The 14014-nt window shown below is 59.9% G+C and carries 17 protein-coding genes; 8 read left to right on the top strand and 9 right to left on the bottom strand.

What is annotated here, in order from left to right:
* Positions 1-11: 11 nt before the first annotated feature.
* Positions 12-716, bottom strand: coding sequence for a sulfite oxidase-like oxidoreductase (locus tag VLY20_11625; protein HUK57296.1), 705 nt, complete (start codon positions 714-716; stop codon positions 12-14).
* A 267-nt stretch (positions 717-983) separates the two neighbouring features.
* On the opposite strand from VLY20_11625, the gene VLY20_11630 reads away from it, so the two are divergent.
* Complete coding sequence (locus VLY20_11630) at positions 984-2939, top strand: ABC-F family ATP-binding cassette domain-containing protein (GenBank protein HUK57297.1); 1956 nt, start codon at positions 984-986, stop codon at positions 2937-2939.
* On the opposite strand, the gene VLY20_11635 is transcribed toward VLY20_11630, so the two are convergent.
* Entirely contained in the window at positions 2934-3323 is a 390-nt protein-coding gene (locus VLY20_11635) for a hypothetical protein (GenBank protein ID HUK57298.1), read from the bottom strand. The two genes, VLY20_11630 and VLY20_11635, sit on opposite strands and share 6 nt — an antisense overlap.
* A gap of 6 nt (positions 3324-3329) precedes the next feature.
* A complete protein-coding gene (locus tag VLY20_11640) occupies positions 3330-4268 on the bottom strand; it encodes a transketolase family protein (protein HUK57299.1) in 939 nt (312 codons plus the stop codon).
* Between the two features lie 227 nt (positions 4269-4495).
* Between VLY20_11640 and acs the strand changes: the two genes are divergently transcribed.
* The 3 genes from acs to VLY20_11655 all read left to right on the top strand — a co-directional run bounded on the left by acs (position 4496) and on the right by VLY20_11655 (position 8145).
* A complete protein-coding gene (gene acs / locus VLY20_11645; protein HUK57300.1) occupies positions 4496-6445 on the top strand; it encodes an acetate--CoA ligase in 1950 nt (649 codons plus the stop codon).
* Between the two features lie 171 nt (positions 6446-6616).
* Entirely contained in the window at positions 6617-7645 is a 1029-nt protein-coding gene (locus tag VLY20_11650) for a zinc-binding dehydrogenase (GenBank protein HUK57301.1), read from the top strand.
* Positions 7646-7746: 101 nt separating this feature from the next.
* Positions 7747-8145: a CBS domain-containing protein gene (locus VLY20_11655; GenBank protein ID HUK57302.1), complete on the top strand. Its 399-nt coding sequence runs from the start codon at positions 7747-7749 to the stop codon at positions 8143-8145.
* A gap of 7 nt (positions 8146-8152) precedes the next feature.
* Here the strand turns inward: VLY20_11655 and VLY20_11660 are convergent, their stop codons facing one another.
* The 6 genes from VLY20_11660 to nirD form a co-directional block, all read right to left on the bottom strand.
* Positions 8153-8572: a peptide chain release factor-like protein gene (locus VLY20_11660; protein HUK57303.1), complete on the bottom strand. Its 420-nt coding sequence runs from the start codon at positions 8570-8572 to the stop codon at positions 8153-8155.
* A gap of 56 nt (positions 8573-8628) precedes the next feature.
* On the bottom strand, positions 8629-9144 hold the full coding sequence (locus VLY20_11665; protein HUK57304.1) for a VOC family protein: 516 nt from the start codon (positions 9142-9144) through the stop codon (positions 8629-8631).
* Between the two features lie 4 nt (positions 9145-9148).
* Positions 9149-10354, bottom strand: a complete 1206-nt coding sequence (locus VLY20_11670) for a saccharopine dehydrogenase C-terminal domain-containing protein (GenBank protein ID HUK57305.1) — start codon at positions 10352-10354, stop codon at positions 9149-9151.
* 144 nt (positions 10355-10498) lie between these two features.
* Positions 10499-11002 carry a MogA/MoaB family molybdenum cofactor biosynthesis protein gene (locus VLY20_11675; protein HUK57306.1) on the bottom strand — a complete coding sequence of 168 codons (504 nt, stop codon included), beginning with the start codon at positions 11000-11002 and terminating at the stop codon, positions 10499-10501.
* Between the two features lie 37 nt (positions 11003-11039).
* Complete coding sequence (locus VLY20_11680; GenBank protein HUK57307.1) at positions 11040-11369, bottom strand: (2Fe-2S) ferredoxin domain-containing protein; 330 nt, start codon at positions 11367-11369, stop codon at positions 11040-11042.
* A gap of 12 nt (positions 11370-11381) precedes the next feature.
* Positions 11382-11690 (bottom strand): nitrite reductase small subunit NirD, encoded by a 309-nt coding sequence (nirD, locus tag VLY20_11685; GenBank protein HUK57308.1) that lies wholly within the window; start codon positions 11688-11690, stop codon positions 11382-11384.
* 251 nt (positions 11691-11941) lie between these two features.
* Here nirD and VLY20_11690 point away from each other — a divergent pair, with 251 nt between their 5' ends.
* From VLY20_11690 to VLY20_11705, 4 genes are all read left to right on the top strand, one after another.
* Positions 11942-12493, top strand: a complete 552-nt coding sequence (locus VLY20_11690; protein ID HUK57309.1) for an HNH endonuclease — start codon at positions 11942-11944, stop codon at positions 12491-12493.
* 102 nt (positions 12494-12595) lie between these two features.
* Positions 12596-12904 carry an MTH1187 family thiamine-binding protein gene (locus tag VLY20_11695; protein ID HUK57310.1) on the top strand — a complete coding sequence of 103 codons (309 nt, stop codon included), beginning with the start codon at positions 12596-12598 and terminating at the stop codon, positions 12902-12904.
* 260 nt (positions 12905-13164) lie between these two features.
* Positions 13165-13656 carry a tetratricopeptide repeat protein gene (locus tag VLY20_11700; GenBank protein ID HUK57311.1) on the top strand — a complete coding sequence of 164 codons (492 nt, stop codon included), beginning with the start codon at positions 13165-13167 and terminating at the stop codon, positions 13654-13656.
* 14 nt (positions 13657-13670) lie between these two features.
* Positions 13671-14014 (top strand): response regulator (locus tag VLY20_11705; protein ID HUK57312.1); only part of this gene is annotated, 344 nt, incomplete at its 3' end.

Consider the following 14014-nt stretch of genomic DNA (forward strand, 5'->3'; position numbering starts at 1 on the left):
TCCATGGAAGCCTAGCCGTACCGGTCTTCCGTCCAGGGATCGGCGCCGTTGGAATATCCCCGCACCTCCCAGAAACCCGGACGGTCTTCCGCAAGGAAGGCCATCGCCTTGATCCATTTCGCGCTTTTCCAGGCATAGCGTTTCGGGATGACCATGCGCGCCGGCCCGCCGTGCTCGATAGACAAGGGCTGTCCGTTCCAGCGATGGGCGATCAGGACGTCGTCGTCGTTCAATACCGACAACGGAACGTTGGTGGAATAGCCGTCGTGCGAGGTGAAGAGCACATGCTTCGCCCCGGGCTTCGGCCGGACCACGTCGAGGAGATGCTTGAAGGACACCCCTTCCCAGCGATTGTCGAAGGTGCTCCAGGTCGTCACGCAATGAAAGTCCGTCAAAAGCGCGACCTGCGGCTGGGCCATGAAGTCCTGCCAATCCCATGTCACCGGATTCTCGACCAAGCCCTGGACATCGAGCGACCATTTTTCAAGCGGCACCTCGGGCTGGAGGCCGAGGTCCAGGACCGGGAAGCCCTTCGCCAAATGCTGACCGGGGGGCAGCCGGGGCTTCTCCCTGGATTGTGCGTCGGGGTTTTGCCGCACCGAAACCCCTTCTTCCCGGCCCTGCCCGTCCGGCAGGCGGGCCTGCGGCGTGAGTCCCCGCTTCTCGCGCGCCCATTCTTCTTTTTTCTGAATCAGTTTATCTTTGGGATCGCTCATCGCGTTTCATTCTAACATCAGCCATGCTCCTGTTCAAGATTGCTTCATCCCGCAAGTTGACATATCGTCGCCGAACCCTTTATATTAGTTAATTTGAACGACAATTCTATGCGGTGGGTGGCGCAGGCGGGCGCCCCATCCGACCGCAACGCAAAAGCCAAGGGCTCTTTTGTGGGGTTCCCCTTATCAATTATCGGAGCATGCCAAGTGAGGACGGATGGGGCTGCCGAAGGACAGGACCCGCCAATGGAGCAGGATTAAACACGAATGATATCCATTCAACAGATTTCAAAACGCTTCGGCGGACGCGTGCTTTTTAAAGACGCGTCGCTCCGGATCGGGATTGATGACCGCGTGGCGCTGGTCGGGCCGAACGGAGCCGGGAAAACGACGCTGATCGAGATGATCGCCGGCCGGGTCTCGCCCGACAGCGGAACGATCGCGATCAACAAAAAGGCCGTGATCGGCTACCTGACGCAGGAGTTGGAGGCCCACCGGGGCAAAACCGTTCTGGAAGAAGTCCTGTCCGGCGGCGCCGACGTCTCCTCCATCGAACATCATCTGCGTCTTTTGGAAGAGGAGATCGCGACGGCCTCTCCCGAAGCGGCCGAGGAGCTGCTCCGGCACTACGGGGAACTCCAGTCAAAGTACGAGCATCTGGGCGGGTATTCGCTCGAGGCCCGCGCCCGGGAGATCCTGTTCGGACTCGGTTTCAAGGAAAAGCAGCTTTCACGCCCGATGGAGGAGCTCTCCGGAGGCTGGCGGATGCGGGCCGCCCTCGCGCGACTGCTCCTATCCGGACCGGACCTTCTGCTCTTGGATGAACCGACCAACCATCTCGATCTGGAGTCGGTCATCTGGCTGGAAGGGTTCCTGGCCGACTACGCCGGCGCGATCCTGCTGATCTCCCACGACCGGAATTTCATGAACCGGCTCGCGACCCGCGTGGTGGAAGTCGACCGGCAGCAGTTGATCTCGTATGCAGGCAATTACGACCAGTTTGTCGCGGCCAAGGCCCAGGCGCAGGAAATTCTCGATGCGACCGCCAAGAACCAGCAGAAAAAGATCGACCAGACCCAGGCCTTCATCGATCGTTTCCGGTACCAGGCCACGAAGGCCCGGCAGGTCCAGAGCCGGATCAAGATGCTGGACAAGATGGACAAGGTCGATACGGCCCCGGAGCAGAAACGCGTCCGGTTCTCGTTTCCCGATCCGCCCCGGAGCGGAGAATCGGTCATCCGCTTGATCGACCTCGACAAATCGTACGACGGGAACCCGATCTACCGCGGGTTGAACGTCGAACTGCGCCGCGGCGAGCGGATCGCCCTGGTCGGCCCGAACGGGGCGGGGAAATCCACCCTGCTCAAGCTCCTGGCCGGCGTTCTTCCCTTCGAAAAAGGCGAGCGCCGCCTGGGCCACAACGTCACCCTGGCTTACTACGCGCAGCATCAACTCGAACTTTTAAACCCGAAAAACACCGTCCTGGATGAAATCACCGGGGCCGCGCCGCTGGAAGAGCAGTCGTTTCTCCGCGCGATCCTCGGACGCTTCCTGTTTTCCGGCGACGACGCGAAGAAGAAAGTGGCCGTCCTCTCGGGCGGGGAGAAAAGCCGCCTGGCCCTGGCCAAGATGCTGATCCGCCCGGCCAATCTTCTCCTGATGGATGAGCCGACCAACCATCTGGATATTCCTTCCCGGGACGTTCTGGAAGAGGCCCTCGGCGGTTATTCTGGGACGATCGGGTTCATCACGCACGACCGGCATTTCATCCGGTCCGTGGCCAACAAAATCATCGAGGTCCGGAACGGAGAGGTCACCTCCTACGGCGGGGACTACGATTACTATCTCTATAAGAAGAAGGCCGCGGCGGAAGGCCCGTTCCCGCCTTCCGCCGGAGGCGCACCGGCGGCGACCGCAGCGGTCCAAACGACCAAGGCGCGGAAGACCAAGGAGCAGAAACGGGCCGAGGCGGAAGCGAGAAATCGGTTGTACCGGGAGAAAAATCCGGTCAAGGAACGGCTGTCCCGGATCGAGTCGGAAATCGACGAGGCCGAGACGGTCTTCAAAAATCTCACGGCCTCGCTGGCCGATCCGGAATTATACCAGGATAAGAAACGGTTTTTTGAAACGGTGGACGCCCACGCGCGGGCGCAACGGCGGGTCGAAGAATTGACGGCCGAGTGGGAACAATTATCGGCCGCAACGGCCGAATCAACATCATAACCTTCTAAACAACGCCACCAGATCGCTGAAGCCGGACGCTTTCAGACGCCCTTCCGCCATCAGCCGGACGGCCTCTTCCTTCGCCTTCGCCCGTCCCGCGCCCTTCGATTGTGGTCTCTCGTGCTCGGCCGCGATCCGGAGCGCCGCGTTAAAATCCTTCTCCAGCTTGTCCTTCACGATCGAATTTTTTTCGAGCCGCGGCAGGAGCGAAGCCCAAATCTGCCGGAGCTGCTCGGCAAACTGTTCCGGCGTGAACTGCTCCACCGCCTTTTCCCCGGCCGCCGGCTGGAGCGACTTCCATAACAAGGTATAGAACCGCGTGAGCTCTGCGGCCAGTTCGAGAAATATCCGGTCTTTGGAAGAATCGTTCAATGGTCCAGACATGAATTTCTAACAGACGGTCTCGATGGCCTCGACAATGGCGCGGGCGGTCAGGCCGTACCGCTCAAGCAACTGGGCCGGCGTCCCGGACTCGGCGTAGGTGTTCTTCAGGCCGACGAACTCCATCGGAACGGGGTGGTTTTGAACAACCACCTGGGCGACCCGGCTGCCCAGACCGCCGTCGGTCAGGTGCTCTTCCGCCGTGACGATGGCTCCGGTCTCCCGGGCGGCGGCCACGATCGCCTCTTCATCGAGCGGTTTGACGGTGTGCATATCGATCACGCGGACATCGATCCCCTTGGCGACGCACTGTTCAGCCGCCTCCAGCGCTTCCCAGACCAGCATCCCGATCGCGATGACGGTGACATCCCTGCCCGGACGGAGGAGTTTGGCGCGGCCGATCTCAAACGGCTCCCCCGGCGCATAGATCAAAGGGACGGCCGGACGGCCGGTCCGGATGAAAACCGGGCCCGGATGCTCCGCCGCCCGTTTCACGAGCGCGCGCGTGGCCACCTCATCCGCCGGGACGAGAACCGTGAATTTGGGAAGGGAGCAGGCCAGCGCGAGGTCCTCCACGGCCATCTGCGAAGCGCCGTCCTGGCCCAGGCTGATCCCGCTGTGCGACCCGCACAATTTCACGTTCAGGTGAGGGTTCGCGACCGACATCCTTAACTGGTCGTAGGTCTTGCACATGAGAAAGGCCGAGAAGCTGGAGGCGAACGGAATTTTTCCGCAGGCGGCGAATCCGGAGGCCGCCGAAACCAGGTTCGCCTCGGCGATGCCGAAATTAAAAAACCGCTCCGGAAATTCCTTGCCGAACGCCCGGCTCTTGGTCGAGCCGGAGACGTCGCCGTCCAGAACCACGACGTCGGGATTTTCCTTTCCGAGCTCGGCCAGCGCCGCCCCATAGGCGTCCCGCGTCGCCAGACCCATTTTCTTCTCGCGCATGGTTACAAGAACCTCCTTATGATGATCCGCAAAGGATGCTTTTTCCTGAAACGCGGCTCTGATCATAATCGCGCGCGGCCGGGATGTCAAGTCGTTCGCGCGGGGGGCGCCGGGCCGGTTGACAAAGTCCTTCGGGCTACACTACAATAGCCGCGTTTGTACCGGCATGGATCCAACGCACGATCACACCCATCCTCTCGCCTTATAGGAGCATCCGGAGGTCACCCATGGCTCAACCAACCATTGAATCGGTGTTGAAAGAGCACCGTGTATTCAAACCCCGAGCCGCCTTCAGCCGCTGGGCCCATATTAAAAGTCTGAAGGAATACAAAAAGCTCGCCCAGTCGGCCGAATCCAAACCGGAGGCTTTTTGGGCCCGGATCGCGGCCGAACTCCATTGGTTTAAGAAATGGAAGAAGGTCCTTCGGTGGGAGCCTCCCTTCGCCCGGTGGTTCGTGGGGGGAAAGATCAACATCGCCTACAACTGCATCGACCGTCACCTTCAGACCTGGCGACGCAACAAGGCCGCGATCATCTGGGAAGGCGAGCCCGGCGACACCCGGGTCCTGACCTTCCAGGAACTCCACCGGGAGGTCTCAAAGTTCTCCAACGTGCTCAAGCAGCTGGGCGTTCGGAGCGGCGATCGCGTCGCGATCTACATGCCGATGGTTCCGGAGCTCCCGGTCGCGATGCTGGCCTGCGCCCGCATCGGAGCCACCCACAGCATCATCTTCGGCGGATTCTCGGCCGAGGCCTTGAAAGACCGGATCAACGACGCCCAGGCCAAGCTCCTCGTCACGGCGGACGGAAGCTACCGCAAGGGCGCGATCGTCCCCCTGAAAGAGAACGTGGACAAGGCCCTGACGCAGACCCCCACCATCGAGAAGGTCGTGGTGGTCCGCCGCGTCGGAATGAACATCCCGATGGAGCCGAACCGCGACCACTGGTGGCATGAGATGATGAAAGAAGCGTCGGCCGTCTGCGAGGCCGAGCCGCTGGATTCCGAACATCCCCTGTTTATTCTTTACACCAGCGGGACAACCGGCAAACCGAAGGGGGTCGTGCATTCCACCGGCGGGTACCTGGTTCAAACGTACATCAGCAGCAAATGGGTCTTCGACCTGAAAGACGAGGACACCTACTGGTGCACGGCCGACATCGGCTGGGTCACCGGCCACAGCTACATCGTCTACGGGATCCTGGCCAACGGCGTGACCTCGGTCATGTTCGAAGGGGCCCTGACCCATCCGGGTCCCGACCGGGTCTGGGAAATGATCGAAAAATACCGCGTGAATGTTTTCTACACGGCCCCGACCGCGATCCGGGCCCTCATGAAGCTCGGGAACCAATGGCCCGAGAAGCACGATTTGAGCAGCCTCCGACTGCTGGGCACCGTCGGAGAGCCGATCAACCCCGAGGCCTGGATATGGTACAACACCGTTGTCGGAAAAGGCCGCTGCCCCATCGTGGACACCTGGTGGCAGACCGAAACGGGGGCCATTTTGATCACGCCGTTGCCCGGCGCGATCCCGACGAAGCCCGGATCGGCCACCCTGCCCTTCCCCGGCATCGCGGTGGACGTCGTCAACAAGGACGGCACGCCGGCCGGCCCGGACCAAGGGGGGTATCTGGTGATCAAGAAGCCGTGGCCGTCCATGCTCCGGACGATCTACGGCGATCCGGAGCGGTACAAATCCCAGTACTGGAGCTTCATCGAGGGCTGCTACTTTTCCGGCGACGGCGCCCGGCGCGACAAGGACGGCTATTTCTGGGTCATGGGTCGCGTGGACGACGTGATCAACGTCGCGGGTCATCGGCTGGGCACCATGGAGATCGAGAGCGCGCTGGTCAGTCATCCGACCGTGGCCGAGGCGGCCGTGGTCGGCAAACCGGACGATCTGAAGGGAACGGCCGTGTCGGCGTTCGTGACATTGAAAACCGGAAACGCCCCTTCGGAATCGTTGAAAGAGGATCTCCGCAACCACGTCGTGAAAGAAATCGGAGCCATCGCCCGGCCGGACGAGATCCGGTTCGCCGACAGTCTTCCCAAAACGCGCAGCGGCAAGATCATGCGCCGGCTGCTCCGGGACATCGCATCGGGAAAAACAACCGTCGGGGATACCACAACGCTGGAAGATTATTCCGTCCTGACCAAACTGATGAAGGAAGAGGAGTAGGCAAGTGGCCGCCGCGGCCGGGCGCGAGGGGGCGGCTAATCCGTTTCTCGATCTACGATTTACGTCGTCTGGCGGTGCCTTTTAGTGAATCGAGCATGGCAAACCGCACCTAAGGGAAATCGGAACCCTCGAAAGCTCAACGGAGGGGGCGACGCGAGCCCCTAACATCCAATGAAAGCGGTCGTTTTTCACGAGCACGGCGGTCCCGAAAAATTGGTCTACCAGGAGGTCCCGACCCCGTCGCCCGGAGAGGACGACGTCCTGATCCGGGTCAAGGCCTGCTCGATCAATCACGTGGACATCTGGGTCCGTCAAGGCATCCCGGCCTACCGGACCGCGTTGCCGCACATCTCGGGCTGCGACGTCTCCGGCATCGTGGAAGCGATCGGACGGAACGTCACCGGGGTCAGCCCGGGCGAAAAAGTGTTTGTGGCTCCGGGGCTGAGCTGTTTCCGATGCGCCTACTGTCTTTCGGGACAGGACAACATGTGCATCGCGTACAAAATCGTCGGCGCCCATACCAACGGGGGCTACGCCGAGTACCTCAACGTTCCCGCGATCAATGTGATCACGATGCCCGGCACCCTCGGTTTCGAGGACGCCGCCTCCTTCCCGCTGGCCTTTCAAACCGCCTGGCATATGCTGATCACGCGGGCGGAGCTCAAGGCCGGACAGGAGGTGCTGGTGCTGGCGGCCGGAAGCGGGATCGGCATCGCGGCGATCCAGATCGCGAAACTGGCCGGGGCCTGGGTGATCGCCGCGGCCGGCCGGGACGACAAGCTGGAAAAGGCCAAGGTTCTCGGGGCGGACGAGGTGATCAATTACCGACGGGAGGACTTCTCGAATAAGATCCGCGAATTCACCGGGGGAAAAGGCGTCGACGTCGTTTTCGAACACGTCGGCCCGGAGACCTGGGAAAAGAGCCTCACCTCGCTGGCGAAAAACGGGAAGCTCGTGACCTGCGGCGCCACCTCCGGACCGGAGGCCAAGACGGATCTTCGATACATCTTCTCGCGGCAGCTCTCGATCATCGGCTCGATGATGGGGACGCGAAGCGATCTCCTGGAGGTGACCAAGCTGGTCGAGATCGGAAAGCTCAAGCCGGTGATCGATTCGGTCTTTCCCCTGAGCGAGGCGCGCAAGGCGCAGGAACGGATGCTGGACCGGAACAACTTCGGGAAGCTGATCCTCGTTCCCTAGCCGACGGCCGAACCCCTCCCTCCTCCTCTTCCCTTGCGATGTCCGATCGGATCGAGTATAATGCGGCCCATCCTTGATCCCAGACGGAGGCGGAGCGCGTCATGTCCTTGGCCCATTTAATGAATCGAGAGATGAAAACGATTTCCAACACTACGACGATCCAGGAAGCGGCGCGGATCATGGGGGTCCAGAAAATCGGCTCGCTGTTCGTGGAAAAAGACGGCCACTTGGCGGGAATTCTGACCGAGACGGACATCGTCCGCAAGGCCGCGGCCAAGGGACTCGATCTCAAGAAAGAGACGGTGGATTCCATCAGCAGCAAACCGATCATCTCGATCGAGATCGTCCGGTCGCCCCAGGATGCGTTCGATCTCATGGGCGAGTTGAGGGTGAGACATCTGGGGGTCACCGAGCGCGGGAAGATCGTCGGAGTCATGTCGGTCCGCGACCTGCTGGTCCATTTCAAGAAACAAAGCGAGCCGCGCATGGGGATCGACTAATAGGACGTTATTCTTCCCCCGATCGCAGCGCCGTCCGTTCGCGCTTTTTGGCCGCGTGATGCCGCTTGTTCGCCAGCATCTTTTCCTTCGCGCGGCGCGAGCGTTTCCTTTTCTGCCGCCGGATTTTCTCGATCCGTTGCCGCTCCGCGCTGAGCGCGCCCAGCCGCTCCCCTTCGATCCGGTTGAGCAACAATCGCCTCGCCAGAAACCGGTTCAATCCCTGCGATCGCGCCTCCTGGCATTTGACCGTGACTCCGGTCGGACGATGGAGCAGCACGACGGCGGTCGAGGTCTTGTTGACGTTCTGTCCCCCCGGACCGGATGAACGCACGAACGACTCGTCCAGGTCCTCTTCCCGGACGCCGAGCCGGTGCATCCGTTCGACCAATTGTTTATGCTTGGGGGCTGAAACGGGAAAGATCGGCATGACCTTCTAACGCCGACGCCTTCGATCGGGGCGGGCGGATCATAACCCGTCGGGGGTTATTTCTTTCTGGCCGTCCCGGCCTTCGCGTCCTTGTCTAAACCCTTTGTCGAAGCCATGAGGCGTTTGACGTTGTTGACGGAGAAGCTCTTGCTGCCCTTGCGTTGGATGATCTCATGAATAATTCCGGTCTCGGGGGCCGGTTTCGTGAAGATCTGGGTCAACTCCTCGCTGTCCAAAACATCCTTCGTGGTGAATTGTACCCCTTTTTTCTTCATATCGGCCACTTCTTTTTTAATATCCTCCACGGCATAGGCGATATGATGCAGCGCGTTGCCGTGCTGCTTCACCCACTCCCGGACCACGCCGCCCTCCCCCACGCCCTCGCTGATGAAGACCGAAATTCCCTGGCCGTCTTTCGCCTTGAGCGCCGCGCAGCGGGCCTGGGTGTTGTCGTCGAAGTCGATGAAGAAACGGTCCGTCACTTCGAAATCCATGACCTCGGTGTAAAACGTCAAGGCCTTCTCCAGATCCGCGACGCGGAACGCGATGTGATCGATATGTTTGCCCGCCATCGTCTTACTCCTTCGTTGTGCGGTCTTTCTTACGATACGCCATCTTCTCTTTCACCGTCATTCCCCGCCGGTGCAATTCCTTCACAAACGGCCCGGCCGGAACGGCCGTCTCCAGCGGCACGACCCCTTTCTCCCGGATCTCTCCGCGGGCCAGCATCGCGGCGACAATCCCCGTTGAAAAGCCGGTTGTTCGTTCCATGGCCGAGAACCCGGTGGCGGGATCATGGAATTCGAGCATCTCCAGAACAACCTCGGCCGGCTTTCGGTTTTTCTTCCCCCGGCAGACCACGCGAAGGACGACCAGATCCCGATCCTCCGGAAACGCGATTCGATCCTTGACCACTTCGATGAACAGATCCCTGGGAACGATCGGCGTTCCCTTGACCACCACGGACCTTCGATCCAGCAGCCCCAGATCGCGGAGCAGCTTGATCTTCTCATAATGACCCGGGTACCGGACCGTCTTGTAGCCGTAGGATTTCAGCCGCCCCTCGAAGGTCCACGGACAGGTCGACGTGGCCCCGGCCGTTACGAACGCTTCGCAAGGCCCCAACGGCTTCGGCAACCGGATCTCCTCCAATCCGGTGAAGCTTTCGATTTCGGTCACCTTTCCGTTTAGGAGGACATAGGCCCTCCCGAAATAGTTGTTGAGCATTCCCTCCAAATTGAAAACAAGCCGGTAACCGAGGGGCGGTTTCGGGATTTGTGGAAGCCCGCCGCATCGAATCTCGACCGAACCGGTTTCATCCAGCCGTTCCATCCCGTAGACCGCGAGGATATTGTTCATCCCGGGCGCCAGGCCGCAGTCCGGGACGATCGAAACGCCCGCCGCTTTCCCTTCGCCCGACAGCCGGCGCATCTCCTGGACCGCCGCGATGTCGCCTCCGAGATCGCACATGGATACGGCCGCGTCGATCGCGGCCCGGGCGATCGGAGGGTTATAATAGTAAGGCACCGCGCTCACCACGACGGCCGCACGGCGCAAGACATGGACCAATTCGTCATGATTCTGGACCCGGACCGCCCCGGCTTCAAGCCGCGCGGTGTTGGAGGAAGGCAGCAAGCGGCGGAGGCGTTCGACCGATTTTACGGCCAAGGCCTCGTTCGCATCGGCCAGAACGATCCGCTCCGCGTCGCCGAACAGGGCGAGGTCATAGGCGCAGGCCGTTCCCTGCCGCCCCGCGCCGAGGATAACATAGCGATAACCCACTCTCCACCTCCATCGATACTATTAAGTTTAGAAGGCATTGGAACAAACGTCAAGGTGCCGCGTGAACGGGCGATTTCAAGACTCTTTTGCGGTCGGGCCAAACCGAGTGCAAGTCCGGGATTTAAAGAGAGGCCTTCGGGATGATCAGCGATTCACTTCGCGGATGAGATGGCCCAGTTCGGGCAGGATCAGTTTTTCCATGGCCAGGCGGACGGCCGCTTCGGACCCGGGGATCGAGATCAGGACCCTTCCCCGATAGGTTCCCGCGACCGCGCGACTCATCATGGCGGCCGAACCGATCTCGTGATAACTCAAAGAACGGAACAGCTCGCCGAAACCGTCCAGTCGTTTCTCCAGCAATCCCGCCACCGCCTCATAGGTGCCGTCCCGTTTCGAAATGCCGGTGCCGCCGCTTAGGATCACGGCTTGAACCTCCGGGCGATTCGCGAGGACCGCCAGAAGTTTTTGAACCTCGGCCGGATCGTCCTTGACCCAATGCGAGGACGCGACGCGATGCCCCCGATCCGCAAGAAGCTTCCGGATCAACGCGCCGCCCGTGTCCGTCTCGGACGTGCGCGTATCGCTCACCGTCACGACGGCGCAACTCACGACGGAGGGCGCCCGGGCTTTATGCTCATCGTGCCCCATCGGAATCCTAAACGTCCCGGATTGGATCAGGAAACGGCTAAGGTCCCCAGACCGCGTCGGGAAGGAGCAGCCGCTTCACGGGTTGCCCTTTGATGACATGCTGCTCCAGGATCTCGGCGACGTCGTTGGGCGTGACCTTCTGGTACCAGACGCCGTCCGGATAGACCACGACGGTCGGCCCGAAGGCGCAGGGGCCCATGCAGGACGATTCCGTGACGATCAGCTTGAAGACCAGATTCAACCGCGCCGTCTCCATCATGAAGCGCATGAAGACTTCCTTCGATCCGTTCCCGCTGCAGGAACCGCGGGGATGATCCGGCGGCCGGGACTGGGTGCAGACCAGAATGTGATGTGTCGGTTTCGGCATGATCGCTCCTCTTCAGGTTAGGGCCACCTTGATCTGGCCGTCCTCGATCTTGACCGAATACGTCCTGACGTTCCTGGACGGATTCGTGGTGCAGACGCCCGTTTTAACATTGTACTTCCAGCTGTGCCAGGGACAGATCACGGTATCCCCCTCCAGCATCCCTTCCCCCAAGGGCCCCCCTTGGTGGACGCACATATTGTCGATCGCGTAAAAATTCCCGTTCAGATTAAAAAGGGCCACCTCGTTCCCGTCGACCTCCACCACGCGGCCTTCACCGGGGGATAGATCCGCGGTCTTGGCCACGGCCACGTACTCGCTCATCGCGCGTTACCCTCCTTTACAGACGAATTCCACAGTATCCGGAACGATCGAGGCGGACAGCCCGCATCGCCCGCGGAATAAATGAGTTGTATTTTATAAGAATGCCGTGGGCTGTTCAATCAAAAAATAGGGGGCCGTCCTTTCGAAGGGCCGCGGCGGCCGGGCGCAGCCTCTTGATTTTTTGCGAAAAAGTCTTATAATAAAGCGGAACGAATCTTATTGGTTACGGTCGTTATAAAAACACGATGGAAATGACGCTACTGCTAAATACGACCTACGAGCCGCTGCGGGTGGTGCATTGGAAGCGGGCCATTACGCTGATGTGGCAGGAAAAGGTGGAGGTCCTTGAGGTTTACGAGAAGGAGATCCACGCCGTCTCGATCACGATCAAGCTCCCCTCCGTCATCCGTCTGCTGAAGCTGATCCGCGTAAAGGACAGCCACCACGCCGTGAAGTTTTCCCGCGCCAATATCTTCGCGAGAGACAAGCACCGCTGCCAGTATTGCGGCCAGAAATTCCGAACCGAGGAGTTGACCTTCGACCATGTGATCCCGATCTCGCGCGGCGGCAAAAAGGCCTGGGAAAATATCGTCACGGCCTGCCTGGTCTGCAACAACCGCAAGAGCGGCCGCACGCCGGACGAGGCCTCCATGCGCTTGATCAAACAACCCGTCAAACCCAAATGGAGCCCCACCTTTACGATCACGATCGGACTCAAGACCTTCCCCGAAAGCTGGCGGGATTATCTCTACTGGAACGTCGAACTGGACCTCGACCGGATGGAGATCGATCCCTCCGCGTAACATCCCGCATCCTCGAAGCGCCCAACCCTCCATGTCGTCCGGTTCCTGTCGCAAGGGAAAGCCGGTGTGTTATAATAGTGTTTCCTACAAGGAGAAGAGACGATGGTTTTGCTGGAGTTCAGCATGTCCCCTCTGGGGAAAGGAGAGAGCGTCGGGAAATATGTCGCCCGCTCTTTGGACATCATCGACCGGTCCGGCATCGAGTACCGGCTCAATCCGATGGGGACGGTGATCGAAGGAGACTGGGATCGGGTGTTCGGCGTCGTGAAACGGTGCTTCGAAACCATGAGAAAGGACTGCAACCGGATCTCCGTCAGCATCAAGGTCGATTACCGGAAGGGCCAGCGCGGAAGGCTGAGCAGCAAGACGGCCAGCGTCGAAAGGCGATTGAAACGAAAATTAAAAACGTAGGATAGCGGCCGCGACGCGAGACCCTGCTGAATTGGCCCGGCGAGCACTTTATGGATCCGAACAGTCGCGCATCGAGCCGCAGTTCCGGCAGATCCATTTGCAATGGATCGAGATCAGCGGGTACCCGCACCGATCGCAGCGTGGAGAAGACGTTTCATCCGAAGGAGGGCCGTCCCTGTTTTGGGGAGCTTCCATGATTGTAAGTATACCGTCCGTGCCGATCCAGAAGCAAGGAGACAAACCGCATCGGGGTGGGAGCCATGACAGAAGAACGGGAGGACGAACGGAAACAGGCGGTCGAGCTTTTTAAAAAAGCCTACGGGCTCCAGATGAACGGGGCGCTTGAAGAGGCCTGCGATTTTTACAAAAAGTCCATCGCAATCTACCCGACGGCCGAAGCCCACACGTTCCTGGGCTGGACCTACAGTTTCATGGGACGGTATGATGACGCCATCCAGGAATGTCACAAAGCCATCGAGATCGATCCGGATTTCGGAAACCCCTATAACGACATCGGGGCCTACCTGATCGAGAAAGGGCAACTCGATGATGCGGTTCCCTGGCTTGAAAAGGCGACGAAGGCGCTCCGCTACGAAAGTTACTGTTTTCCTCATCATAATCTCGGGCGCGTCTGGGAAAAGAAGGGGGAATGGTATCGGGCGATGGAAGAATACCAGAAGGCCTTGAAGGCCAACCCGGATTACGTCCTGGCCGCGAAGGCCTTGGGCCGGATCAAAGGAATGCTGAACTGAATAGGTTGTCTGCCATGCCGAACCCAAGCGTCCTCCTCGCGATCACCGATCTTTTTTTCCTATCCAAAATCAGAACGGCCCTGGAAACCCAGGGCTGCGCCGTCCGGGTCGCCGCGCAGTCGCAACGGATCATTAAAGAGGCGCTTGACCAAAAGCCGTCCCTGATCATTTTGGACCTTTCCCTGTCGACCGTGGATCCCGTGCAACTTATCCAAGAACTACGGCGGATTCCCGAGCTGAATCACCTTCCGGTTCTGGGCTACACGAACCACACGCAGGTCCCGAACTGGGAAGAAAAAATAAAAGACAATAAAACAAAAGTGGTACCAAATTCATATATATCGTCAAATATAAACAG

Source organism: Nitrospiria bacterium (assembly GCA_035517655.1).
In the GTDB taxonomy this organism is placed as follows: Bacteria; Nitrospirota; Nitrospiria; order JACQBZ01; family JACQBZ01; genus JACQBZ01.

Coding starts and splice junctions, on each gene's coding strand:
- acs (HUK57300.1), top strand. CDS start 4,496: ATGGCTCAACCAACCATTGAATCGGTGTTGAAAGAGCACCGTGTATTC.
- VLY20_11695 (HUK57310.1), top strand. CDS start 12,596: ATGGTTTTGCTGGAGTTCAGCATGTCCCCTCTGGGGAAAGGAGAGAGC.
- VLY20_11635 (HUK57298.1), bottom strand. CDS start 3,323: ATGTCTGGACCATTGAACGATTCTTCCAAAGACCGGATATTTCTCGAA.
- VLY20_11625 (HUK57296.1), bottom strand. CDS start 716: ATGAGCGATCCCAAAGATAAACTGATTCAGAAAAAAGAAGAATGGGCG.
- VLY20_11630 (HUK57297.1), top strand. CDS start 984: ATGATATCCATTCAACAGATTTCAAAACGCTTCGGCGGACGCGTGCTT.
- VLY20_11700 (HUK57311.1), top strand. CDS start 13,165: ATGACAGAAGAACGGGAGGACGAACGGAAACAGGCGGTCGAGCTTTTT.
- VLY20_11680 (HUK57307.1), bottom strand. CDS start 11,369: ATGCCGAAACCGACACATCACATTCTGGTCTGCACCCAGTCCCGGCCG.
- VLY20_11650 (HUK57301.1), top strand. CDS start 6,617: ATGAAAGCGGTCGTTTTTCACGAGCACGGCGGTCCCGAAAAATTGGTC.
- nirD (HUK57308.1), bottom strand. CDS start 11,690: ATGAGCGAGTACGTGGCCGTGGCCAAGACCGCGGATCTATCCCCCGGT.
- VLY20_11690 (HUK57309.1), top strand. CDS start 11,942: ATGACGCTACTGCTAAATACGACCTACGAGCCGCTGCGGGTGGTGCAT.
- VLY20_11665 (HUK57304.1), bottom strand. CDS start 9,144: ATGGCGGGCAAACATATCGATCACATCGCGTTCCGCGTCGCGGATCTG.
- VLY20_11655 (HUK57302.1), top strand. CDS start 7,747: ATGTCCTTGGCCCATTTAATGAATCGAGAGATGAAAACGATTTCCAAC.
- VLY20_11640 (HUK57299.1), bottom strand. CDS start 4,268: ATGCGCGAGAAGAAAATGGGTCTGGCGACGCGGGACGCCTATGGGGCG.
- VLY20_11660 (HUK57303.1), bottom strand. CDS start 8,572: ATGCCGATCTTTCCCGTTTCAGCCCCCAAGCATAAACAATTGGTCGAA.
- VLY20_11675 (HUK57306.1), bottom strand. CDS start 11,002: ATGGGGCACGATGAGCATAAAGCCCGGGCGCCCTCCGTCGTGAGTTGC.